Consider the following 22,007-nt stretch of genomic DNA (forward strand, 5'->3'; position numbering starts at 1 on the left):
CCCTGGTCACACCCCCATCAGGCAGGCCCAGCCAGCCCTTCCCAGCCCGGCAGGAACGCAGCCGATCTGCCTCATTGAAACCGCGTATTTGACAAATATGATTTGCAATCGATAAAATTGCGTAAATTATCATTTTTATCACAAACACTCCGATGACCACCTCTGCCACACGCCCCAGCATCACCCGCCTGGCTCCCGCGCCCGGCACGGCCCAGGCCGTGATGACCGATCTTCGCGAATTTCTGGCCTTCAAGATAGGCAACGAGGAATACGGGGTGGACATCCTGCGCGTGCAGGAGATCCGGTCTTACGAGAAGCCCACCACCATCGCCAACGCGACCGGTGAGCTTTTGGGCGTGATGAACCTGCGCGGCGTGATCGTGCCCATCCTCGACCTGCGCCTGAAGCTGGGCCAGACCGCTGTGCAGTACGACCACCTGAAGGTGGTGATCGTGCTGCACATCGGCCAGCGGACGGTGGGCGTGGTGGTGGACGGCGTGTCCGACGTGCTCACGCTGGAGCGCGAACAGCTGCGCCCCGTGCCCGCCCTGCGCGGCAACGTCAAGCCCGAACACCTGCTGGCCATCGGCTCGGTCGGCCCGCGCATGCTGATCCTGCTCGATATCGAGAAATTTCTTGCCAAATCGGTAGCGAGTGATACACCTGCCACCAGCCACTGAGCGGCTGCATCACCCACAAGGAACTGCTAATCATGAACTTCAATGACCTGAAGATTTCTACCCGCCTGTCTCTGCTGCTGGCCGTACTTTGCGTGCTGACCGTTGTGATCGGCAGCGCAGGCCTCACTGGCATGCAGCGCGCCAACGCGGGGCTCAATACCGTGTACCAGGACCGCGTGGTGCCACTCAAACAGATCAAGCTGGTGTCAGACGCGTACGCCGTGAACGTAGTGGATACCGCACACAAGGTGCGCGACGGCGCGCTCACCCCGCAGCAAGGGTTGGATTCGATCGCCAGAGCCAAGAAGGACATCAGTGACAACTGGAACGCCTATCTGGCGACCGAGCTGGTGGCCGACGAAGTGCGCTTGGCAGCCCAATTCAAAGAGCTGCAGCCCAAAGCCGATGGCGCCGTCCAAGCGCTGGAAAACCTGATCGGTAACAAGGACCTGCCGGGCCTGACCGACTATGCAGCACGAGAGATGTACCCCGCACTCGATCCGCTGCAAGACGTGCTGGGCGCTCTGGTGCAGGTGCAACTGGACACCGCGCGCAAGGAGTATGACCAAGCGGTCGAGTCCTATGCCAATACGCGATGGTTCGTGGCGCTGGCTATTGCCAGTGGTGTGCTATTCGCCCTGGGCTTTGGCTACCTCGTGACCCGCAGCATCGTGGGCCAGTTGGGCACCGAGCCGGGCACTGCTGCCGCACTGGCGCGCAGCGTGGCGCACGGCGACCTGACCGTGGCCATTGACCTCAGGCCCGGCGACACCTCCAGCCTGATGGCGCAACTCAAGCGCATGCAGGACAGCCTTGCCACCATGGTAGCCATGGTGCACCAGAGCTCCATCAACGTAGCCAGCGCTTCGGAACAAATCGCACAGGGCAACAACGACCTGTCTTCGCGCACCGAAGAGCAAGCCAGTGCGCTCGAAGAGACAGCCGCCTCCATGGAGCAGCTCAACGCCACTGTGCGCCAGAACGCCGAGAACTCCCGCCAGGCCAACCAGCTGGCCCAGACCGCCACCTCGATTGCAGTGCAGGGTGGCGAGGTGGTGGCTGACGTGGTGCGCACCATGAAGGACATCAACGACAGCAGCAACAAGATCTCCGAGATCATCGGGGTCATCGACTCCATCGCGTTCCAGACCAATATCCTGGCGCTGAACGCGGCGGTGGAGGCCGCCCGCGCCGGCGACCAGGGCCGGGGCTTTGCCGTGGTGGCCACCGAGGTGCGCGTGCTGGCGAGCCGCTCGGCCGAGGCCTCCCGCGAGATCAAGGGCCTGATCGGAACCAGCGTGGAGCGCGTGGAAGCCGGGTCTGCCCTGGTGGACCGCGCCGGTCAAACCATGAGTGAGGTCGTTGCCTCCATCCGCCGTGTCACCGACATCATGGGCGATATCACTGCCGCCAGCACCGAACAGAGCCAGGGGGTGGACCAGATCAACGAAGCGGTAACGCAGATGGACCAGGCCACACAGCAAAACGCCGCACTGGTGGAAGAAATGGCCGCAGCCGCTGCCAGCCTGAACCAGCAGGCGGGCGAACTGGTCGACACGGTTGCCACCTTCAAGCTGCCTGCGGTCCAAGCCCTCGTCCACGTCCATGAGCCACTTGCTGTCGCGCAGCACCGGCCCGTACGCCGCCCCTCGCTCGGTCACGCCCATCCGCCGATGGCAGCCGTCTGAGCAGCGCGGCCAGGCGTGCAGGCCGCGCCCCTGATGAACTGGAGGGACTACAGCGCCTTGCCAAAGCGCTCCAGACGCGGCGCCCAGTGGCCCAGCACATCGGCCGACAGCAGCACGCGGTGCGCCTGCCCGATGAGCAGATGGCGTGGCACCAGGCCGATGTAGCGCGAGTCGGCACTGTTGTCCCGGTTGTCACCCAGCACCAGGTATTCGCCCTCGGGCACCTGCACCGGATCGAAGCTGCTGCGCGCAGTCACGCCCTGCAGCCACTGCACGCGGCGCTCATGCCCCAGCAGGCGCTCTGTCCAGCGCGTGGCCGTGAGCGTGTGGCCTGGCAGCACCGGCTCCTGCACAGAATCGGGCATCTCGTATTCGGCCGCCTGGCCGTTGATGTAGAGCACCTCGTTGCGCATCTCCACCGTGTCTCCGGGCAAGGCCGCAATGCGCTTGATCAGGCGGGTGCCATCCAGTGGGGAGGAGAAGGTGACCACATCGCCGCGCTGCGGATCATCAATGTGCGCCAGGATCATGTCCGTGAGCGGCAGCTTGAGGTCGTAGGCCAGGCGATTGACCAGCACCACGTCCCCCTCCAGCAGCGTGGGCCGCATCGAGCCCGAAGGGATGGGATTCCAGTCGGCCACTGCAGTGCGAAAAACGCCAAAGCACAACAGCAACACGATGAACCACCGGTTCGATTGGATCCATTTCAGCAGCATGAGGACAACTCCAGGGCGCTCCACAGCGGGCGCCACGTTGCTCGGAGGCGCCTGGTTGTCACTTGGTTCCGCCAGGCCAGCAGGCGCGCCGCCCTTTGGAGGGACGCCGCACGGCAACTCAGGGGGACTTCTTTCGCGCGCGCGGGTGGGCCGCGTCATACACCTTGGCCAGGTGCTGAAAGTCGAGCCGCGTGTACACCTGCGTGGTCGTGATGTTGGCGTGGCCCAGCAGCTCCTGCACCGCACGCAGGTCGCCACTGCTCTGCAGCAGGTGGCTGGCAAACGAGTGGCGCAGCATGTGCGGGTGCACCGGCGTGGTCAGCCCCGCCTGCTGGCTGCGCTGGCGCAGGCGTAGCCAGATGGACTGGGCCGTGAGCCGTTTGCCACGCTGGCCCACAAACAGGGCAGTGTCCAGCCGCACAGAGCCCTCGCCCCCAAACGGTGTGGCCCGCAGCTGCAGCCAGGCCTGCAGCGCGGCCGTGGCAGCCGCGCCCACCGGCACGCTGCGCCGCTTGCTGCCCTTGCCGAACACATGGGCCTCGCCCGCTTGCAGGTCCACCCAGCCACGACCCTGGCGCTGGGTGTCGGCGTTGGGGATGGCATCGAGCCCCGCCAGTTCGCCCACGCGCAGCCCGCAGCCGTACAGCAGCTCCACCATGGCTGCATCGCGCGCCTCCAGCCAGGGGTCGGCGCCAGTGTTGTCGAACTCGGCCAGCCGCACGGCGTCGTCCACCCCCAGCGCCTTGGGCAAAGGCTTGGGCGCCTTGGGGGCACGCACGTCCTGCACCGGGTTGTGCGGGATCAGCCCCTGCCGCCCCGCCCAGATGAAAAAGCCGCGCCAGCCCGACAGGATGAGCGCGATGCCCCGCCCGCTGCGGCCGCCGCTGTGCATCTGCGCGACAAAGCGGCGAATGTGAGCGGTCTGTAACTGCAGCAACGGCACATTCACGCTGGCCGCAAACTGCGCCAGTTTTTCGAGGTCGAGGGTGTAGAGCGTGAGCGTGCGCGCGGCCAGCCGCTTTTCGACGCGCACATGTTCCAGATACCGCAGGACGTGGGGGTCGAGCGTGGTGGGTGCCGCAGGCGTTTCAGGCATGGAGGCCGTGGCTGAGACGCCGTTGGGTTGGCAATGGCGGCGGGGCTTGCGACTGCTTACTGAAGCCGCAGAAGGGCTGCGCTCGCCAGCTCTGCCATGCGCGACAAAAAGTCGGTGCCCATCGTGGCATCAAAACGCTGTGGATCGTGCGACCCCAGCACCAGCAGGCCAAACGCAGGCGTGGCGCTGTCGATGGCGCCTGCGCGCAGCGGCAGCAGGGCCAGCGACTGGGCAGGCTCACCGGCCTCTTGCGCCAACCAGCCTGCAGGCTCAAAACCCAGGTTGGGCCCGCAGAACGGCATGGTCAGCGACGACGCAAATGCCCGCGCGTCCTCGCTCGCGCCCTGGGTGAAGTCGGCGTCGATGTAGGGCGCTGCCACCTCCCACACACGCACCGCCGCCTGGGGCACGTCGAAGAGGGTGCGCACGCCGTCGACCACGGCCTGAGGCAGGTCGAACGGGTCGCGCACCTGCAGCAGGCTGCCAGTCCATTGGTGCACCTTCTGGGCAATGGCGGCGTTTTCGGTGCTGTTGCGCACCATTTCCATGATGCGATGTTCCAGACCCTTGATCTTCTCGCGCAGCATCTCAGCCTGGCGCTCCTGCAGGCTCACCGCACGCGCGCCGTGCGGGCTGGTGATCTGCACACTGGCCAGCACCTCGGCATGGCGCTCGAAGAAGCCGGGCGTGTTGGTGAGGAACTGGGCGATGTCGTCTTCGGTGATCGGTGGGATGTGGGTAGTCATACGAGCGTGTCGGGAATGTCGATCTGGCCCTCGAACACCGTGGTGGCGGGGCCTGTCATGAAAACGGAATCGGTGTCGGCACCGCTCCACGCAATGGTGAGGCGGCCGCCGCGCGTGTCCACCTGCACCTCGGGGTCGAGCAGCCCCAGGCGGATGCCGCTGGCCACTGCCGCGCAGGCGCCGGTGCCACAGGCCAGGGTCTCGCCTGCGCCGCGCTCGAACACGCGCAGGCGCACATGGGAGCGGTCCACGATCTGCAGGTAGCCGGCGTTCACCCGCTGGGGGAAGCGCGCGTGGCGCTCGATCAGCAGCCCGGTCTGCGCGACCGGAGCGGTGTCCACGTTGTCCACCAGCTGCACCGCATGCGGGTTGCCCATGGAGGCAACAGCTATCAAAACAGAAGCACCAGGGGCATATTCTTCTAGCGCCAGCGGCCATTTTTGCCCCAAACCCTGCTGCACGGGCGTGAGACCGGTGGTGTCGAACGGCACCTGGGCGGGGTCGAACTCGGGACGCCCCATGTCCACCGTGACGCGGCCGTCGCCCGTGAGGCGGGGCGCGATCACGCCGCTTTTGGTCTGCACGCGGATGGTGTCCTTGCCCGACAGGCCCCGGTCATGCACAAAGCGCGCAAAGCAGCGCGCACCGTTGCCACACTGCTCCACCTCGCCGCCGTCGGCGTTGTGGATCACGTATTCGAAGTCAATGCCGTCACCAGGAGAAGGCCGCACGGTGAGGATCTGGTCGGCCCCGACACCGAAGTGTCGATCTGCCAGGAAGCGGTATTGGGCCGTGTTCAGCCCCAGGCGGCCCTGGGTCTCGTCGAGCACCACAAAATCGTTGCCCGCGCCCTGCATTTTGGTGAAGCGAATCTGCATGGGATGGGATTATGGCCCCGCCCCTGCGCCAAACCACGTGCGGGCTTACGCTTGGCAGCTTCTCTCGATTTCACCGGCTTTTTCAGGAACCTCGCATGACCGATCTTTCCGCTTTTGCCATCACCCGCAAATGGCCCGCCCGGCACCCCAACCGCATCCAGCTGTATTCATTGCCCACGCCCAACGGCGTGAAGGTGTCGATTGCACTGGAAGAACTGGGCCTGCCCTACGAGCCCCACCTGGTGAGCTTTGAGACCAATGACCAGACCTCGCCCGAGTTTCTCTCGCTCAACCCCAACAAAAAGATCCCGGCCATCCTGGACCCGAACGGCCCGGACGGCCAGCCGCTGGCGCTGTTCGAGTCCGGCGCCATCCTGGTGTACCTGGCCAGCAAGACCGGCCAGCTGATGCCGCAGGACACTGCCGGGCGCTACGAGACCCTGCAATGGGTGATGTGGCAGATGGGCGGCGTGGGCCCCATGTTTGGCCAGCTCGGGTTCTTCCACAAGTTTGCGGGCAAGGACTATGAGGACAAGCGCCCGCGCGACCGGTATGTCGCTGAATCGAAGCGCCTGCTCAAGGTGCTGGACGAGCGCCTGGCGGGCCGCCCATGGGTGATGGGCGACCAGTACACCATCGCCGACATTGCCATCCTGCCCTGGGTGCGCAACCTCATCGGCTTCTATGGCGCGGGCGACCTGGTGGAGTTTGGCCAGTTCAAGGAAGTGCAGCGCGTGCTCGATGCGTTTGTGGCGCGCCCGGCGGTGGCCCGGGGGCTGGCGATTCCGGCACGCGGCTGACGGCGGGCGCCAGGGCGCCTGGGTTTCTCATCGGCCCTTGATCTTGATCATGCCGCGCAGCCCGGCACCCGGCCGCCACGCACCTACCATGGGCCTCCTCAAAAAAACAGGGAGTGCCCCATGGGATTGACCGTTGATGTTCTTCAGGATCTGGACCTGCACGACCTCCAGGCTGCCGCCCGTGCAGCGCTGCAGGAAACGAACGCCATCGCCTTGATCGAGTTGCTGGAAATGCTGTGGAGCTGCGATGTGGAGGGTGCCAATGCCGTCATCGACGCGGTGCTGCTTCGCCTGCAGCAGCTGCGCGCATTGCGCTAACGGCGGGCCTGCAAGGCAGGCCTGCTCAGCCCAGACGCTCCTGCAGAAAATCCAGAAAACACGCGATGCGTGCCGCCAGCTGCGTGTTGCGGTAGTACACCGCGCTGATGGGCTGGCGCACCTCCACCGTGTCCTTGGCCAGCACCTGCACTAGGTCGCCACGCGCACGGTCACCGGCCGTCATGAAATCGGACAGGCACACGATGCCCACCCCCTGCAGCGCGAGCTGGCGCAACGTTTCGCCGTTCGACGCGGTGAGGCTGGGCACGATGGGCCAGGCATCACCATGCTCGCCCCGCAGCGGCCAGTGGTTAAGCGACTCAGGCTGGTTAAAGCCCAGCAGCGTGTGCCGCGCCAGGTCCGCCACGCTCTTGGGCCTGCCCGTCCGCGCCAGGTAGTCGGGACTGGCCAGCACCCGCACGCGGCTGGTGCACAGGGGGCGCGCATGCAGGGTGGAGTCCTGGAGCTGTCCGATGCGGATGGCCACGTCCGTGCGCCGCTCCAGCAGGTCGATGTACGTTTCGTCCGTGTCCAGTTGCAGCGTGATCTGCGGATACGCCTCGCGAAACGCTGGCACCAGGGGCACCACGGCATGCAGCATGAAAGGCGTGGCGGCATTCACCCGCAGGCGGCCTGCGGGCTGCTGGCGGCGCGCAGCCATGTGCTCCTCGGCGTCGTCGATGGAGGCCAGGATGGCGCGCGTGCGCTGCAAAAAGGCCTGGCCCTCCTCGGTCAGCTCAGTGCGGCGCGTCGTGCGGCGAAGCAGCGTGGTGTCCAGCTTTTTCTCCAGCCGCGCCAGTGCCCGGCTGATGCCAGAGACGGTCTGGCCCAGTGCGTCAGCTGCGGCCGTGATCGAACCGCCATCCACCACGGCGACAAAGGCCTGCAGTTCTTCCAGCGTGGTTTTCATGGGGACTCCTGGCGCCTGATTGTTGATTTCAAATCAATTATCAATGGCACTTAACGATCTTTTTCTGCAAGACCCAAACGCCCACACTCCAGAGCCCGAAAGCCTGAAAACTGGAGTATTCCCATGCCCATTGCCTTGCTCGCGCTGACGCTCAGCGCTTTTGCCATCGGCACGACCGAGTTCGTGATCGTTGGCCTGCTGCCCACCGTGGCGGCAGACCTTTCCATCAGCATCCCCTCGGCGGGCCTGCTGGTCAGCCTGTACGCCCTGGGGGTCGCCGTCGGCGCCCCGGTGCTCACCGCACTCACCGGCAAGCTGCCGCGCAAGGCGCTGCTGCTGGCGCTGATGGCGCTGTTCACCGCCGGCAACCTGCTGGCCTGGCAGGCACCCAGCTACGAGACACTGGTGGCCGCGCGCATCCTCACCGGGCTGGCGCATGGCGTGTTCTTCTCGATCGGCTCGACCATCGCCACCGGCCTCGTGCCGCGCGAAAAGGCCGCGAGTGCGATTGCCATCATGTTCACCGGCCTCACGGTGGCCCTGGTCACGGGCGTGCCGCTGGGTACCTTCATCGGCCAGCACTTTGGCTGGCGCGAGACCTTCCTGGCCGTGTCAACCCTGGGCGCGGCAGCCTTCATCGGCAGCGCCCTCTTCGTGCCGCGCAACCTGGCGCATACCCCGCCCGCCTCGCTGCTGCAGCAGGCCAAGGTGCTGGCCGAGCCGCGCCTGCTGCTGGTATATGCCAAGACGGCCATCGGCTACGGCGGCACCTTCATTCCGTTCACCTTTCTCGCGCCCATCCTCACCGACATCTCGGGGTTCAGCGCGGGTTCGGTGGGCTGGGTGATGCTGGTGTACGGCGTGTCCGTGGCCGTGGGCAACCTCTGGGGCGGCAAGCTGGCCGACCGGCTGGGCCCCATCCCGGCGCTGCGCATCATCTTTGCGCTGCTGGCGGCCGTGCTGCTGCTGCTGCAGTTCACCGCGCCCCACCCCTGGCTGGCTGTGGGCACCGTGCTGCTGTGGGGCGCCGTGGCATTCGGCAATGTGCCGGGGCTGCAGGTGTATGTGGTCAAGCAGGCCGAGCGCTTCACGCCGCAGGCGGTGGACGTGGCCTCGGGCCTGAACATCGCCGCCTTCAACCTGGGCATCGCCGGCGCCGCGTGGGCCGGTGGTCTGATCGTGACGCACCTGGGCCTGCAGCACACGCCGTGGATCGGAGCGCTGGTGGTGCTGGTGTCGCTGGCCCTCACGCACTGGAGCGGTGTGCTGGACCGGCGCAGCGGCATCCCCGTGCGTGCCGCTGGTGTGGTGCCTGTGGGGCACTGAGCCCACCTCAGCCCGCCATCACCCGCACGAAAGCCGGCACCACGCCCAGCAGGTCGTCGCGCCGCTGCACCGCATGCACATCGGCGCGCGGCGCTTTGGCGCCCAGGGGCTTGAACACCACGCGCGGCCCGAACAGCATGCCCAGGGACGACGGCACCAGGGCCACGCCCAGCCCGGCCGCCACCAGGCTCAGCACGGCCGCCAGCTCCACCGTGGTCTGCGCCACCTGGGGCGCAAAGCCGGCCTGCACGCAGCACTGCACCATGTGCTCGGCATGGGCTGATGAATCGCGGCGCAGCATCACGAAGGCCTCGCTGCGCAGGTCCTTCAAGGCCAGTGCCTTGCGCGCCGCCAGCGGGTGGCCGGGCGGCAAAGCCGCCACCACAGGGTCGGGCCACAGCAGGGTGCTGGCGAGCTGGTCGTCGTTGACGGCCGTGCGCGAGATGCCCACATCGATGCGTTTGTCGCGCAGGGCCGCCTGCTGCAGCGAAGGCTGCATCTCGTGCAGCACCACATCCACGCCCGGATGGCTTTGTCGGTAGCGCGCCAGCGCCGCCGGAAACGGCCCGAGGAAATGCGAGCCCGACAGCCCCACTTCAATGCGCCCGGCCTGCCCCTGGCCGATGGCCGCCACACGCTGGCGCGCCGTGTCCAGCCGCTCCAGCACCGCGCGTGCATCCACCAGATAGGCCTGGCCTGCGAGCGTCAGCTCCACGCGCCGGCTGGTGCGCACGAAGAGCTGGGCGCCCAGTTCTTGTTCCAGCTGGGCGATCTGCAGGCTCAGCGGCGGCTGCGAGACATGCAGGCGCTGCGCGGCGCGTGTGAAGCTCAGCTCTTCCGCCAGGGCGACGAAGTAACGCAGATGGCGCAGTTCCATTGATACTTTTCAGGTCTTGATCAAGACCAACAATATATTGGACTGCTGATTCGCTTGTTTCCACAATACCTTCACTACAACATCTGGTGGAGACGAACATGACGATCAAGCACAGCCTGCTGGCTGCCACGCTGGCCCTCTCGGGCCTGGCCATGGCGCAAGACAACTACCCCAGCAAGGCCATCACGCTCACCGTGCCCAACCCGCCCGGCGGCGTGGTGGACACCTCGGCCCGCCTGCTCAACGAGCCGTTGGCGCGCGTGATCGGCCAGCCGGTGGTGATCGACAACAAGGCGGGCGGCAGCGGCAACGTGGCCTACGGCGCCGTGGCCCGCGCAAAACCCGATGGCTACAACCTGCTGATCTCGTACTCGGCCTACCACGTGGGCAACCCGGCCCTCACCCCCAGCCTGCCCTGGGAGGCCAAGGACTTCGCCCCCGTCGCGCTGCTCACCGTGGCCACCAACGTGATTGCCGCTCACCCCTCGGTGCCAGCCAACAACCTCAAGGAATTCATCGCGTACCTCAAGGCCAACCCGGGCAAGGTGAACTACGCCTCGCAGGGCAACGGCTCGCTGTCGCACATCGGCACCGAGATCTTCAAGCAGCAAAGCGGCACCTTCATGACCCACATCCCCTACCGTGGCTCGGGCCCTGCGGTGGCCGATGTGCTGGCGGGCCAGGTGCAGGTGTTCATCACCACGCCACCGTCGGTCATGCAGCATGTGGTCAGCGGCAAGCTCAAGGCCTTTGCCGTCACCGGCACCAAGCGCCACCCGGGCCTGCCCAACGTGCCCACCGTGGCCGAGGCCGGCATGCCCGACTTCAAGCTCGAAGCCTGGGTGGGCCTGTTCGCCCCGGCCGCCACGCCACCCGCCGTGGTGGCCAAGCTCACGGCCGATGTGAAGAAGGCGCTCGACATGCCCGAGACGCGCCAGCGCGCCGACGCTGCCGGCATCGAACTGCGCTACCTGCCGCCCGACGCCCTCGGTGAGCTGGTGAAGACCGAAACCGCCTACTGGGCCAAGACCATCAAGGCCGCCGGTATCAAGGCCGACTGACCGGCCCACAGACATCCCCTGCGCGATCCTATTTCCGGCGCTCCGCGCGCCGGGCGGGCAGCGCTTTGCCCATTGACTCCTGAAAGACCACCATGCAACGCACTTACCGCATCGGGCAGATCGTGCCCAGCTCCAACACCACCATGGAGACCGAGATCCCGGCCATGCTGCGCGCCCGCGAGCAGATCCTGCCCGAGCGCTTCAGCTTCCACGCCAGCCGCATGCGCATGCAAAAGGTCACTAAGGAAGAGCTGGCCGCGATGGACCGCGACTCCGACCGCTGCGCGCTGGAGCTGTCGGACGGCAAGATGGACGTGATGGGCTATGCCTGCCTCGTGGCCATCATGAGCATGGGCCTGGGCTACCACCGCGCATCCGAAAAGCGGCTGCATGAGGTCACCGTGGCCAATGGCAAGCCCGCGCCCGTGGTGTCCAGCGCAGGCGCGCTGGTCGAAGGGCTCAAGGCCATGGGCGCCAAGAAGGTCTCGGTGCTCACGCCCTATATGAAGCCGCTGACCCAGCTGGTGGTGGACTACATCGAGCACGAGGGCATTGCCGTGCACGACAGCCTGTCGCTGGAAATTGCCGACAACCTGCAGGTGGGCGCGCAGGACCCCGCCGCCCCGGCCCAGCTGGTGCAACGGCTGGACACGCGCGGCGTGGACGTGGTGGTGATCTCGGCCTGCGTGCAGATGCCCTCGCTGGCGTCCGTGCAGATGGCACAGGACCAGTTGGGCATTCCTGTCGTGTCCGCTGCAGCCTGCACCACCTGGGCGATGCTCAAGCGCCTGGGGCTGGAAACGCGGGTACCCAACGCAGGGGCCCTGCTCTCTGGCGCCTACTGACCTCCCCAAGGGCAAGAGGCCTGTCCGTTGACGAAAGCAGCTGGCGGGCAGGCTGCAGGGCAACGCCGGATAATGGCCCGATGCCCCGCTCCAGCCAACAACTCCACCCCCACCGAGAACCCGTCGCCACCCGCCCCGCTGCCACCGTGCTGCTGCTGCGCGATGTGCCTGGCGGCGGCGGGCTCGAAGTCCTCATGACCCGGCGCTCGGCCACGGCCAGTTTTGCGCCTGGCGCCTATGTGTTCCCCGGCGGGGGCATTGATGCGCTGGACGCAGCACCCGCGACGCACGCCGCTGCGGACCGCCGCCCCACCCAAAGCGACCAGCACCTCACCCAGGCGATTGCCGCCATCCGCGAGAGTTTTGAAGAGCTGGGCGTATTGCTGGCGCGCCATGCAGAAGGCCCCCGCCAAGGGCAGATGGCCGATGCGCAGGACATTGCCGCCATCGACCGCCACCAGCCGTTTGCCGCACAGTGCGCCGCACGCGGACTGCGCCTGGCGGCCGACGGGGTGTACCTGCTGGCCCACTGGACGGCCGACCGTGACCTGGCGCGCCGCTTTGAAGTGCCCTTTCTGGTGGCCCGCATGCCCGAGGGCCAAGAGCCCGTGGCCGACGAGGCAGAGCAGTTCGAGCCCGTGTGGGTGCGCCCTGCCGACGCGCTGGCGCGGCACGAGGCGGGGCAGTTCTTCATGATCTTCCCGACCATCCGCACGCTGCAGCGCCTGGCACAATTTTCTAGCACCCAGGCGGTGCTGGACGCCGTGGCGCACGAGCAGCCCCTGTGGGTCAGCTGCCCGCGCGCCGGCCTGCTGGCAGGCAAGGAAGCGCGCTACATGGAGGACGAAATGCCGTTTGGCGAGCTGGCGCTGGTCTGCCCCGACGGGCAGATCGTGCACCCACTGGACTGGCAGACTGAGCGCCCCGTGCCGCTGCTGCGCAACGTGATGCGCCTGACCGCCCCCAACCCCGGCGTGATGACCGGCCCTGGCACCAATAGCTATCTGGTGGGCGACCCGGCCACGGGCTTCATCGCCATCGACCCTGGCCCGGCCGACGCCGAGCACCTGGACAAGCTCTGGCGTGCCGCGGGGGGCGACATCCGCATGATTGTGTGCACCCACTCGCACGCCGACCATTCTCCCGGCGCGGCGCCGCTGCAGGCGATGTGTGTGCAGGCCGGCAAGGCGCGCCCGCCCGTTCTGGGCCTGCCGTCGGCCCCCACGGCCCGCGCGGCCAGCCAGTTCACTCCCGACCGGGCGCTACAAAATAATGAGCTACTCGTGCTTGAGGGACTAGCACCTGAAGGCAAAATCACCCATACCCTGCAGGTCATCCACACCCCAGGCCATGCGGCCAACCACCTGTGCCTGCTGCTGGTGGAAGACGCGCTGCTGTTCAGTGGTGACCACATCCTGAACGGCAGCACCACGGTGATCGACCCGCCGGACGGCAACATGGCCGACTACCTGGATTCGCTGGACCGGCTGGATGCGGTCTGCGCCGAGCACAGCGTGGAGTTCATCCTGCCCGCGCATGGCTACGTGCTGGGGGGCCCGGTCCTCGGTGCCCGCAATGCCATCGCCAAGCTCAGGGCCCACCGCCTGGCGCGCGAGGCCAAGGTGCTGGCTGCCATGCAGGCCCTGCCCCAGGGCAGCATGGACGACTGGGTGCGCCACGCCTATGACGACGTACCGCAGCGCATGTGGCTGGTGGCCCAGCGCTCGCTGCTGGCGCATGTGGAGCGCATTCGCTCTCTGCAGCCCGGCAATGACTGAACCACAAGAACACCAAGACCGCCTTCATATTCAATGACCGACAAGAACCCTGACCCCACCCACATCCGCCTGGCCAAACGCGTGGCCGAACAGCTGAGCTGCTCGCGCAGCACGGCCGAGCAATTCATCGAGGGCGGCTTTGTGAGCGTGGACGGCCAGATCGAGGAAGCCCCCGGCGCGCGCGTGCGCCCCGATCAGGCCGTGGCGGTTGCACCCGATGCCAGCCTGCTGGAGCTGACCCCAGTGACCTTGCTGCTGCACAAGCCCGCAGGGTTTGAAGCCGGCCTGGGCCTGCCTGGCTCACCCACAGGGCAGGCGGCCCACGCCAGCCGCAGTCAGGGTGCGCAACAGGCGCTCACGCTGCTCAGCGCGGCGTCCCACCTGCCGGAAGACGCCTCGGGCATCCGCGTGCTGCAGCGCCACTTCAAGCAGCTCGAATGCTTCACCCCGCTACCCACCGAGGCCAGCGGCCTCGTGGTGTACACGCAAGACAAGCGCATCGCGCGCAAGCTGGCCGAAGACATCGAGTCGCTGGAGCAGGAGTGCATCGTCGAGGTCAAGGGCGACATCGCGCCCAATGGCCTGCAGCGCCTGTGCCATGGCCTCACGTTCAATGGCCGCCCCCTGCCCCCCATCAAGGTGAGCTGGCAGAACGAAACCAAGCTGCGCTTTGCGCTCAAGGGCATCCGCCCCGGCCAGATCCCGGCCATGTGCGAAGCGGTGGGCCTGACGGTGGTGGGCATGAAGCGCATCCGCATCGGCCGCGTGCCGCTGGCCAAGGTGCCCGAGGGGCAGTGGCGCTACCTGCAGCCGTGGGAGAAGTTCTAAGGCAACGCTGAATAAGTCCCCGCAGTGGCGCGTGCCCTGATTTGGGATGGTTTGCAACGCGGCAGACCGCCCAAAGCAGGGGTGCGCGGTGCGCGAGGGACTTGTTCAGCGTTGCCCTAAGGGCTTGCAGGCCCAGCCGCACCCTGCCGATGCGCACCGGACAAGTCAAGCACATATGCTCCTGAAAACATAGCTACCAGCGCTTTTACAACAAGCGCTTCAAGCCTTTTTCATTTGAATTCCTTCGATCCGCACCGCTGCTACACTGCGCAGCACTTTGGAGGGAGTTCATGAACACAAACCAATCGTCTGGCGGCGCTGCGGGGCCGATGTCCACCTTCATGCCGATGAACATCGATGCCCACCCGCTCGAGTTCACGGGCAGCGGGGGCGAGTATTTCCGGGTCTGGATCGTCAACGTGCTGCTGTCCATCGTCACGCTGGGCATCTACACCCCCTGGGCGCGCCGCCGCACCGCCCAGTATTTCTACAGCCACACGCTGGTGGCCGGCAGCCCCCTCGAATTCACCGCGCAGCAGCGCAAGATGGTGATGGGCTTTGTGCTGCTGATGCTGCTGACCATTGCCTACAACCTGGCCGCCAACACCGGGCAGGACACGGCGGTGGGCCTGTTCCTGCTGGCGGGCGCGGCGCTGGCGCCCTTCATCTGGGCCAGCGCCATGCGGTTTCGCCTGGGCGCCACGCGGTGGCGCGGGCTGCGACTGCAGTTCACGGCCAGCTGGAAAGAGGTCTACATCGCCAGCTGGCCTGTTTTTGCGCTGGCGCTGGTGTGGTTTGGCGTGTTTTATGGTCTGCAGCTGCTGTCGCCCGACCTGGCCCAGGCGCTGGAGGCCATCGAAGAAGAGGGCAAGAAACAACCCATGCCCCGCTTCACGCCCGCCATGGGCGGCCTGGTACTGCTGGGCCTGGTGCTGTCGGTGCTGTGCGTGATCCGCACCGAATACAACTTCAAGAGCCTCTTGGTGCTCAAGGCCCAGGTGGGTGCCGAGCGAGGCCGCTGGAAGCCCGTGTACATGGACTTCGTCAAGGTGTGGATGGCCACCGTGGCTGTGTTCATCCTGTGCGTGGTGGGGTTCTCGGCGCTGATCGGCATCCTCGCAGGCAGCTCCATCGCCCTGGTAGCCAGCCAGAGCGACCGCCTGGGCCTGTGGATGTTTGTGGTGATCATCGTGTCCATCATCGCGGGCATCTTCATGCTGATCCTGGCGTCGGCACCGGCCCGCGCGTACCGCGAGGCGCGCATGTTCCAGCTGATGTGGAACAACATCGGCGTGAGCCACGTGGCCCGCTTCAAGTGCCACCTCAAGAGCGGCCGCTACGTGTGGCTGCGCATCAAGAACATGCTGCTCACCCTTCTGACGCTGGGGCTGTACCGCCCGTTTGCGCGGGTCAGCGAATACCGCATGAAGTGCGAGTCCGTCACCCTGCACGTCAAGGGCGGCGTGGAGCAGGTGACCGGTGCCATGGTGCGCCAGCAGCAGGGGGGCCTGGGCGATGCACTGGCGGATGCCGCTGGCCTCGACCTCATCGGCTGAACATGTCGGCATCTGCGCACCCAGCCCTCGTCCCCGGGCGCTGGTTCGATGGCCAGAGCAGCAAGGCCCGGCCCGTGGTGGTGGGCCTGCGGCCCACGCCGCAAGGCCCCTCCTTGGTGCTGCACCCGCTCTCACAGCCCGGGGCCGAGCCTGTGGTCTTTGCCTGGAAACAGGTGGGCTGGCCCGAGGCCTGGAACGAGCGCAAGCCGCAACCCCGCGTGGTCGTCGATCTGCGCGACCATGGCAGCGTGGAGATCGATGCCGTGACCGAATGGCGCGCCGCCCTGGCTGCTGCAGGCGAGCGCCCCGGCATCGCACAACGCATGCAGACCCGCTGGCCCGTGCTGCTGGGCGTGACGGCCGCCGCCGTCATTGGCCTCACGCTGTTCTACCGCTACGGCACACCCTGGGCGGCCACGCAGCTCACGCGGTTTGTGCCCATCAGCTGGGAGACCAGCGTGGCCGAGAACGTGCTCCAGCAGATGGACAACGGCACCCTGAAGCCCAGCAAGCTGCCTTCGGCCCGACAAGATCAGCTCAAGGCGCGTTTTGATGCCCTGGTGCAGCAAACGCCCCCTGGCCTGCAGCGTTACTCCGGCTACCGGCCGCCTTTGTCCCTGGAGTTCCGATCCGGCATGGGCGCCAATGCCTTTGCGCTGCCCGGCGGCAAGATCGTGATGACCGACGGCATCGTGAAGGCAGCCGCCGACAAGGGCCTGGACGACAACGCCTTGGTGGGCGTGCTGGCCCACGAGGTCGGCCACGTGGTGCAGCGCCACACCACGCGCATGGTGGTGCAGCAGGGCGTGCTCAACATGGGCCTGGGGCTGGCGCTGGGCGATGTGTCCGGCATCGTTTCTACGGGTGCATCCTTGCTGACCGGCCTGGCCTACAGCCGCAGCCATGAGCGCGAGGCCGACTGCTACGCCATCGCCGTCATGCGCCACGCCGCACTGCCCACTGCGCCCATGGGCCAGCTGCTGCTGGCGATTGCGCGCGATGAGGACAACGAAGAGGCCCAGAAAAAAGACCAGGGCAAGGGCCCGACCGCCGCAGCATCGGCACCCTCCTCCGGGGCCAGCACACCCGATGCAGCGCGCCAGCGCAAGGTGGCTCAGGAGATCGGCTCGCACCCTGTCTGGTCGCTGCTGAGCAGCCACCCCGACACGGTGGAGCGTGCGACAGAGCTGGAGCGGGGGCAAGCACCCCATTGCGCAAAAAACTGAACACAGCCGCGCCACAGGGGCGGCGTGCTCACCACACGACCCTTGGCGAGTCGGGGTGGAAATAAAGTGTGAAGCGCGCCGATAAGCCGGATTCTGTGCACCACGGTTGCCCGCAGTGTGACCGCCATTAATCTGGGCCGGGTGTCGCCACCACGGCTCGGTGCTACCTACCCGCCAACTCTGCGGAACCACATCAACGTTGGCCTACTTGGTATTGCTGCGCGTAGAGATTGCCCGTTTCACCCCCGGTGGTCTACCTTGCGGCACTCCCCCGGGACTCGTCTCTGTTGCTCTGATCCTCACCTCACGGTGGGCAGCCGTTAGCTGCTACGCTGTCCTGTGCAGTCCGGACGTTCCTCCAGTGCCTGGTTTCCCAGATTGCACCAGCGGCGGTCTGGCGTGCTTCACGGGTGGGATTATCGCCCAGCGGCCACGACGCGATCCCAGTCCAGACCAAAGCGCACAAGATACTTGCGCAGCCGGTCCGCGTCATTGACCACCGTGCGCTGCGTGCGCGAGGCCTGGAACAGCAGGCGCCCCGCGTCCGACAAAGTGCGCGATTGGCGGCAGACCTGCAGCACCGCCGCCAGTTGGAGCTGGTCGAAGAGGTCCATGGATTCCACCGCCTCGTCGCCCAGCAGGGCCGCGAGTTCGTCGCGTCCCACCGTCCCTGTTGCAGATACCAGCCCGTTGCGCGCATCGCTGGCGGGCTGCCACAGCCAGCGCAAACGGGCGATCTCGGCCTCGACCAGGGGCAGGCCGATGCGACCGCTGTCAGCCAGCGTGGCCAGGCGTGTCACGCTGGCCGAGAGGTCGCGGAAATTGCCGGTCCACAACGCTTCGGGCGACTGGGCATAGCGCAGGTAGGCGGCGCGCGCTTCGTTGGAAAAGCGCACGCTGCGTCCCAGTTCCGTGCCCGCACGTACCAGCAGGTGCTCCACGTTGGGCTCGATGTCTTCGGGTCGCTGGGCCAGGCCCGGCAGCACATAGCTCCAGAGGTTGATACGCGCAAACAGGTCCTCACGAAAGCGCCCTGCCGCCACCTCGGTGCGCAGGTCACGGTTGGTGCCAGCCACCAGTTGAAAGTCGCTCTCCACTTCGCGGTCGCTGCCCAGGGGGTAGAAGCGTTTTTCCTCCACGGCCTTGAGCAGCATGGCCTGCTCGTCCGGGCCCAGCTCACCAATCTCGTCCAGAAACAACACGCCCTTGTGCGCCGTGCGCAGCAGGCCGGCGCGGTCGGCCGCGGCGCCGGTGAACGCACCTTTCTTGTGGCCGAACAGCGTGGACGCCGCACCGTCGCCATGCAGCGTGGCGCAGTTCACCTCCACAAATTCGCCCTCGACCTGGTGGCGGGATTTTTTCAGCTCATACATGCGCCGCGCCAGGTGCGACTTGCCTGCGCCCGTGGGCCCCGTGAACAGGATGGGTGCGCGCGAGCGCACCGCCACCCGCTCCACCTCGTCGATCAGCGCGTTGAAGCGCGCATTGCGCGTGGCAATGCCGCTTTTGAGGAACTGCACCGCATCCTGCTGCTCCGCGCCGAAGCGCTGCGCGATCACGTCGTAGCGCGAGAGGTCCAGGTCGATCAGCGTGTAGCTGCCAGGGTTGCCCATCTGCTGGCGCTTGGGCGGAGAGGTCTGCACCAGCACACCCGGAATGCGGCGCGACTCCACCAGCAGAAACAGGCAGATCTGCGCGACGTGCGTCCCGGTGGTGATGTGCGTCCAGTACTCCTCGCGCTCGGTGTCAAAGCGGTAGGCCTGCGTCCAGTCGTACAGCTGGGCATAGACCTCGCCAAAGTCCCACGGGTCGGCAATGGGCAGCGGCACCAGGTTCACCGTGGTCTCGGGCGAGGCAGTCGCCATGTCCGTGCGCACCTGGTGGGCCAGCTCGCGGTGCGGTGGTGTGTAGAGCAGCTCCAGCCGCTCGATCACCACGTCCTCATGCTGCACCAGCGATACGGTGGGGCGCCACTTCTCCCACCGCCCGGCGCCCCGGCCGGAGTCGAGCTGGGTGCCGAGGAACCCTATGACCACCTTGTTTTTGCGCATTTAATTTTATCTATTTAACTAGCTTTCATTCTAGTTATTCCGATAAGCGCACACCACACCAATTTCGTAAAACAAAAATATCACCATACAAATCAACAGCTTGCGCAAGTTGAATACCACTCGCCACAAGCTGGCACACATCTGGCAATAGAAGAAGCATCCAGCGCAAGCGGTGACCGCTCACAGGCTGGGGTTAGGACAAATGTTCGCCCCACCGGTGCCGGGCGTCCGGGGCCTTCGGGTTCTGTTGATGTTCTGCATGCCGCACATCGCCAACGCTGGGTAGCGGCACGGTCGTGGTGACCACTCCGAAAGGAAGTGTCTGGTTCGACTCCAGGCGTGCCACCACTGGTAGCTCAGTCTGGTAGAGCCCCGCCGAAAGGCGGTTGTCGCAGGTTCGATTCCTGCCCACGGTCGCAAGACCTTGATTGGAAGTACCGGTCGAAAGACCACCCGCCGAACGCGGGGAGAGGCCCCGAGGTTGCGCAGCGACCGCAAGGGATTCACCCCGTCAGCCGGTGGCGGTTTGTGCCAGCACCCGGCACAGCCCGCGCCCGCAGCCAGCCGTGCTGCCGCCCTCCCCTCCTGGGGGCTGGGGCAGTAACCACGGCGCACTGCTAGGCCCAGGCTGCACCCCCTGGCACCCCGCCATCGCTGTAACGGCAACCCGATACGACAACGAAGTAGAGAGAGGAAAAAGAGATGCTGACGAAGATGTTCCAACGCGCCACCGTCAAGAAGAACGAACGCGCCCTACTGCTGCGCAACGGCAGCTTTGACCGCGTGCTGCGCAGCGGCACCTACTGGCTGTTTGCGGGCACCGACCAGTTGCGCGTGGAGACCTTCGCCCTGGAACAACCCGCCTTCACCCACGGCCTGGCCGAGTACCTGATGGCGCAAGAGCCCGCGACGGTGGCCGCCGAGTTTGTGCAGGTCAACCTGTCGGAAACCGAAGTGGGCCTGCGCAGCGAAAACGGCGTGCTGGTCGAGATCCTGCCCCCCGGCACCCGCCGCCTTTATTGGAAAGGCTTGGTGGAGGTGAGCGTGCAAGTGGTGGATCTGCAAGCGGGCGCTGAGTTACCCACCGCATTGGTGGCGCGATTGACGCAGACCCAGCTGCGCCAGCGCAGCGTGACCGGCTTGGCCGGCGTGCTGCAGGTGCAGGTGCCCGAGGGCCAGTGCGCACTATTGACGGTGGACGGCAAGGTGGAGCGCCTGCTCACGGCTGGCACCTACGCCTTCTGGAAGTACGGCCGCACTGTGGCCATGGAGCTGGTGGACCTGCGCCTGCAAGCCGTGGAGGTTTCGGGCCAGGACATCATGACCCGCGACAAGGTCAGCCTGCGCCTGAACCTGTGCGCCACCTACCGCTACACCGATGTGCTGCGCGCTTTTGCCCAGTTGCAAAAGCCTGCCGACCACCTGTACCGCGAGCTGCAGTTTGCGCTGCGCGCCGCCGTGGGCACCCGCACGCTCGACGAGCTGCTAGAGAACAAGACGGTGATCGACGACGTGGTGAGCGCACACATGGCCGCCAAGCTGTTGCCCTACGGCATGCAACTGGAGAGCGTGGGCGTGAAGGACATCGTGCTGCCGGGCGAGATGAAGACCATCCTGACCCAGGTGGTGCAGGCCCAGAAGCAGGCCGAGGCCAACGTGATCCGCCGCCGCGAGGAAGCCGCAGCCACGCGCTCGCTGCTCAACACGGCCAAGGTGATGGAGGACAACCCCGTCGCCCTGCGCATGAAGGAGCTGGAGACGCTGGAACGCGTGGCCGAGCGCATCGACAAGATCTCCGTCTTCTGCGGTCTGGACCAGGTATTGAATGGATTGGTGAAGATGCGCTGAAGTGAGCAAAGCGCGAGGAGGAATGCGATGAAGAACAAAAAACTGACGCCCCGCGAAAAGCGCCAGCGGCGGGACAACGCTGCGGTCACCTGCGAATCCATTGGCCTCGACCCAGTGGTCTACAACGCGGCCCTGAGTTACCTGTTCGACCGCCCCGTACCCGACAAGGGCGGTCAGGAGTGGTACTGGGACCTCGAAGAGCCCGCGTTCGAAGCCACGCCGCTGCAATGGACGCAGATCCAGACCGTGTTGTTCACCAACGCAGGAACCGACCTGGCGCCCTACAGCGACGATCAGGTTGGCATCGGACTGAACCACGTGATGAGCAACAACGCCGGAGACATCCCGCACATGGTCAACGACCCGTCTGTGCCGCTGGCCGACGCGATGCGCATGGTGCGGGCGCTGCCCAGATTGTGGCGTGAGTGTCTTGGTCCGCGCCTGGACATCGGGCCCAGCCCCATCGGGAGCCGAAGCGACCGACTCTACTTCGTGAGCTACATGTGGTTTGACGTGTGGCCCACGTTCTGGAGCGCCAAGGACATCCCTGAATGGCGTGACGCGATGTGGCAGGTGTTCTGCGAAATGCTGGCGATGCCTTGGCGCGAAGCGCAGGTGTCGGCACTGCACGGGATCGGGCACGAAGGGTCACGCCTGAACCGACCCAAGGAGTTGAAGGCGCACATGGATGCCTTCACACGCAATGTGAAGAACGACGACGAACTCAAGAACTACGCGCAGGCTGCGGCACGCGGAATGGTTCAATGAACGACAGAGAC

General features: G+C 66.1%; 20 protein-coding genes, 1 tRNA gene and 1 other RNA gene. 14 read left to right on the forward strand and 8 right to left on the reverse strand.

Annotated features, from left to right (window positions below; genetic code table 11):
• The first annotated feature begins 152 nt into the window (after window positions 1-152).
• Together ASD75_RS09915 and ASD75_RS09920 are read left to right on the forward strand one after the other, a co-directional pair.
• A complete protein-coding gene (locus tag ASD75_RS09915) occupies window positions 153-680 on the forward strand; it encodes a chemotaxis protein CheW (RefSeq protein ID WP_099731229.1) in 528 nt (175 codons plus the stop codon).
• 32 nt (window positions 681-712) lie between these two features.
• Window positions 713-2,368: a methyl-accepting chemotaxis protein gene (locus tag ASD75_RS09920; protein ID WP_056745281.1), complete on the forward strand. Its 1,656-nt coding sequence runs from the start codon at window positions 713-715 to the stop codon at window positions 2,366-2,368.
• A 47-nt stretch (window positions 2,369-2,415) separates the two neighbouring features.
• Here the strand turns inward: ASD75_RS09920 and lepB are convergent, their stop codons facing one another.
• From lepB to dapF, 4 genes are all read right to left on the reverse strand, one after another.
• Window positions 2,416-3,084 (reverse strand): signal peptidase I, encoded by a 669-nt coding sequence (gene lepB / locus ASD75_RS09925; RefSeq protein WP_082522360.1) that lies wholly within the window; start codon window positions 3,082-3,084, stop codon window positions 2,416-2,418.
• A gap of 118 nt (window positions 3,085-3,202) precedes the next feature.
• Window positions 3,203-4,180: a tyrosine recombinase XerC gene (locus ASD75_RS09930; RefSeq protein WP_056745282.1), complete on the reverse strand. Its 978-nt coding sequence runs from the start codon at window positions 4,178-4,180 to the stop codon at window positions 3,203-3,205.
• A 56-nt stretch (window positions 4,181-4,236) separates the two neighbouring features.
• A complete protein-coding gene (locus tag ASD75_RS09935) occupies window positions 4,237-4,926 on the reverse strand; it encodes a DUF484 family protein (RefSeq protein WP_056059265.1) in 690 nt (229 codons plus the stop codon).
• The gene (gene dapF, locus ASD75_RS09940) at window positions 4,923-5,804 is read right to left on the reverse strand and encodes a diaminopimelate epimerase (protein ID WP_056745286.1); all 882 of its coding nucleotides are present in this window, start codon (window positions 5,802-5,804) and stop codon (window positions 4,923-4,925) included. Before dapF ends, ASD75_RS09935 begins: the two co-directional genes overlap by 4 nt.
• A 95-nt stretch (window positions 5,805-5,899) precedes the next feature.
• On the opposite strand from dapF, the gene ASD75_RS09945 reads away from it, so the two are divergent.
• Window positions 5,900-6,604 carry a glutathione S-transferase N-terminal domain-containing protein gene (locus ASD75_RS09945; protein ID WP_056745287.1) on the forward strand — a complete coding sequence of 235 codons (705 nt, stop codon included), beginning with the start codon at window positions 5,900-5,902 and terminating at the stop codon, window positions 6,602-6,604.
• Between the two features lie 120 nt (window positions 6,605-6,724).
• Window positions 6,725-6,922, forward strand: a complete 198-nt coding sequence (locus ASD75_RS09950) for a hypothetical protein (RefSeq protein WP_015012532.1) — start codon at window positions 6,725-6,727, stop codon at window positions 6,920-6,922.
• Window positions 6,923-6,947: 25 nt separating this feature from the next.
• Here ASD75_RS09950 and ASD75_RS09955 read toward each other — a convergent pair whose 3' ends face one another.
• Entirely contained in the window at window positions 6,948-7,832 is an 885-nt protein-coding gene (locus ASD75_RS09955; RefSeq protein ID WP_056745289.1) for a LysR family transcriptional regulator, read from the reverse strand.
• A 123-nt stretch (window positions 7,833-7,955) separates the two neighbouring features.
• Here ASD75_RS09955 and ASD75_RS09960 point away from each other — a divergent pair, with 123 nt between their 5' ends.
• Window positions 7,956-9,158, forward strand: coding sequence for an MFS transporter (locus tag ASD75_RS09960; RefSeq protein ID WP_056059279.1), 1,203 nt, complete (start codon window positions 7,956-7,958; stop codon window positions 9,156-9,158).
• Between the two features lie 7 nt (window positions 9,159-9,165).
• On the opposite strand, the gene ASD75_RS09965 is transcribed toward ASD75_RS09960, so the two are convergent.
• A complete protein-coding gene (locus ASD75_RS09965; RefSeq protein WP_056745290.1) occupies window positions 9,166-10,035 on the reverse strand; it encodes a LysR substrate-binding domain-containing protein in 870 nt (289 codons plus the stop codon).
• A 98-nt stretch (window positions 10,036-10,133) separates the two neighbouring features.
• On the opposite strand from ASD75_RS09965, the gene ASD75_RS09970 reads away from it, so the two are divergent.
• From ASD75_RS09970 to ASD75_RS09995, 6 genes are all read left to right on the forward strand, one after another.
• Window positions 10,134-11,096, forward strand: coding sequence for a tripartite tricarboxylate transporter substrate binding protein (locus ASD75_RS09970; RefSeq protein ID WP_052952277.1), 963 nt, complete (start codon window positions 10,134-10,136; stop codon window positions 11,094-11,096).
• Between the two features lie 92 nt (window positions 11,097-11,188).
• Entirely contained in the window at window positions 11,189-11,941 is a 753-nt protein-coding gene (locus ASD75_RS09975; RefSeq protein WP_047351093.1) for an Asp/Glu racemase, read from the forward strand.
• A gap of 80 nt (window positions 11,942-12,021) precedes the next feature.
• Window positions 12,022-13,719 carry an MBL fold metallo-hydrolase gene (locus ASD75_RS09980; protein WP_056745291.1) on the forward strand — a complete coding sequence of 566 codons (1,698 nt, stop codon included), beginning with the start codon at window positions 12,022-12,024 and terminating at the stop codon, window positions 13,717-13,719.
• A 33-nt stretch (window positions 13,720-13,752) separates the two neighbouring features.
• Entirely contained in the window at window positions 13,753-14,547 is a 795-nt protein-coding gene (locus tag ASD75_RS09985; RefSeq protein ID WP_056745292.1) for an rRNA pseudouridine synthase, read from the forward strand.
• A 290-nt stretch (window positions 14,548-14,837) separates the two neighbouring features.
• On the forward strand, window positions 14,838-16,103 hold the full coding sequence (locus tag ASD75_RS09990; protein ID WP_056059294.1) for a YjgN family protein: 1,266 nt from the start codon (window positions 14,838-14,840) through the stop codon (window positions 16,101-16,103).
• Between the two features lie 2 nt (window positions 16,104-16,105).
• A complete protein-coding gene (locus ASD75_RS09995) occupies window positions 16,106-17,329 on the forward strand; it encodes a M48 family metallopeptidase (RefSeq protein ID WP_056745293.1) in 1,224 nt (407 codons plus the stop codon).
• Window positions 17,330-17,395: 66 nt separating this feature from the next.
• Here ASD75_RS09995 and rnpB read toward each other — a convergent pair.
• Window positions 17,396-17,735, reverse strand: an RNA gene (gene rnpB, locus ASD75_RS11870) — RNase P RNA component class A.
• Window positions 17,736-17,745: 10 nt separating this feature from the next.
• Entirely contained in the window at window positions 17,746-19,380 is a 1,635-nt protein-coding gene (gene rtcR, locus ASD75_RS10000; protein WP_056745294.1) for an RNA repair transcriptional activator RtcR, read from the reverse strand.
• A gap of 344 nt (window positions 19,381-19,724) precedes the next feature.
• Here rtcR and ASD75_RS10005 point away from each other — a divergent pair.
• From ASD75_RS10005 to ASD75_RS10015, 3 genes are all read left to right on the forward strand, one after another.
• Window positions 19,725-19,797, forward strand: a tRNA-OTHER gene (locus tag ASD75_RS10005).
• A gap of 297 nt (window positions 19,798-20,094) precedes the next feature.
• Complete coding sequence (locus ASD75_RS10010; protein ID WP_056745856.1) at window positions 20,095-21,228, forward strand: slipin family protein; 1,134 nt, start codon at window positions 20,095-20,097, stop codon at window positions 21,226-21,228.
• A gap of 27 nt (window positions 21,229-21,255) precedes the next feature.
• Window positions 21,256-21,996 (forward strand): hypothetical protein, encoded by a 741-nt coding sequence (locus tag ASD75_RS10015; protein WP_056745295.1) that lies wholly within the window; start codon window positions 21,256-21,258, stop codon window positions 21,994-21,996.
• Window positions 21,997-22,007 lie beyond the last annotated feature (11 nt).

The sequence above is a fragment of the Acidovorax sp. Root568 genome (genome assembly GCF_001427445.1).
Lineage (GTDB): Bacteria > Pseudomonadota > Gammaproteobacteria > Burkholderiales > Burkholderiaceae_C > Acidovorax > Acidovorax delafieldii.

What these genes read in the sequence shown, in the direction of transcription:
- ASD75_RS09915 (WP_099731229.1), top strand. Translation starts at nt 153, where the DNA reads ATGACCACCTCTGCCACACGCCCCAGCATCACCCGCCTGGCTCCCGCG.
- ASD75_RS09920 (WP_056745281.1), top strand. Translation starts at nt 713, where the DNA reads ATGAACTTCAATGACCTGAAGATTTCTACCCGCCTGTCTCTGCTGCTG.
- lepB (WP_082522360.1), bottom strand. Translation starts at nt 3,084, where the DNA reads ATGCTGCTGAAATGGATCCAATCGAACCGGTGGTTCATCGTGTTGCTG.
- ASD75_RS09930 (WP_056745282.1), bottom strand. Translation starts at nt 4,180, where the DNA reads ATGCCTGAAACGCCTGCGGCACCCACCACGCTCGACCCCCACGTCCTG.
- ASD75_RS09935 (WP_056059265.1), bottom strand. Translation starts at nt 4,926, where the DNA reads ATGACTACCCACATCCCACCGATCACCGAAGACGACATCGCCCAGTTC.
- dapF (WP_056745286.1), bottom strand. Translation starts at nt 5,804, where the DNA reads ATGCAGATTCGCTTCACCAAAATGCAGGGCGCGGGCAACGATTTTGTG.
- ASD75_RS09945 (WP_056745287.1), top strand. Translation starts at nt 5,900, where the DNA reads ATGACCGATCTTTCCGCTTTTGCCATCACCCGCAAATGGCCCGCCCGG.
- ASD75_RS09950 (WP_015012532.1), top strand. Translation starts at nt 6,725, where the DNA reads ATGGGATTGACCGTTGATGTTCTTCAGGATCTGGACCTGCACGACCTC.
- ASD75_RS09955 (WP_056745289.1), bottom strand. Translation starts at nt 7,832, where the DNA reads ATGAAAACCACGCTGGAAGAACTGCAGGCCTTTGTCGCCGTGGTGGAT.
- ASD75_RS09960 (WP_056059279.1), top strand. Translation starts at nt 7,956, where the DNA reads ATGCCCATTGCCTTGCTCGCGCTGACGCTCAGCGCTTTTGCCATCGGC.
- ASD75_RS09965 (WP_056745290.1), bottom strand. Translation starts at nt 10,035, where the DNA reads ATGGAACTGCGCCATCTGCGTTACTTCGTCGCCCTGGCGGAAGAGCTG.
- ASD75_RS09970 (WP_052952277.1), top strand. Translation starts at nt 10,134, where the DNA reads ATGACGATCAAGCACAGCCTGCTGGCTGCCACGCTGGCCCTCTCGGGC.
- ASD75_RS09975 (WP_047351093.1), top strand. Translation starts at nt 11,189, where the DNA reads ATGCAACGCACTTACCGCATCGGGCAGATCGTGCCCAGCTCCAACACC.
- ASD75_RS09980 (WP_056745291.1), top strand. Translation starts at nt 12,022, where the DNA reads ATGCCCCGCTCCAGCCAACAACTCCACCCCCACCGAGAACCCGTCGCC.
- ASD75_RS09985 (WP_056745292.1), top strand. Translation starts at nt 13,753, where the DNA reads ATGACCGACAAGAACCCTGACCCCACCCACATCCGCCTGGCCAAACGC.
- ASD75_RS09990 (WP_056059294.1), top strand. Translation starts at nt 14,838, where the DNA reads ATGAACACAAACCAATCGTCTGGCGGCGCTGCGGGGCCGATGTCCACC.
- ASD75_RS09995 (WP_056745293.1), top strand. Translation starts at nt 16,106, where the DNA reads ATGTCGGCATCTGCGCACCCAGCCCTCGTCCCCGGGCGCTGGTTCGAT.
- rtcR (WP_056745294.1), bottom strand. Translation starts at nt 19,380, where the DNA reads ATGCGCAAAAACAAGGTGGTCATAGGGTTCCTCGGCACCCAGCTCGAC.
- ASD75_RS10010 (WP_056745856.1), top strand. Translation starts at nt 20,095, where the DNA reads ATGTTCCAACGCGCCACCGTCAAGAAGAACGAACGCGCCCTACTGCTG.
- ASD75_RS10015 (WP_056745295.1), top strand. Translation starts at nt 21,256, where the DNA reads ATGAAGAACAAAAAACTGACGCCCCGCGAAAAGCGCCAGCGGCGGGAC.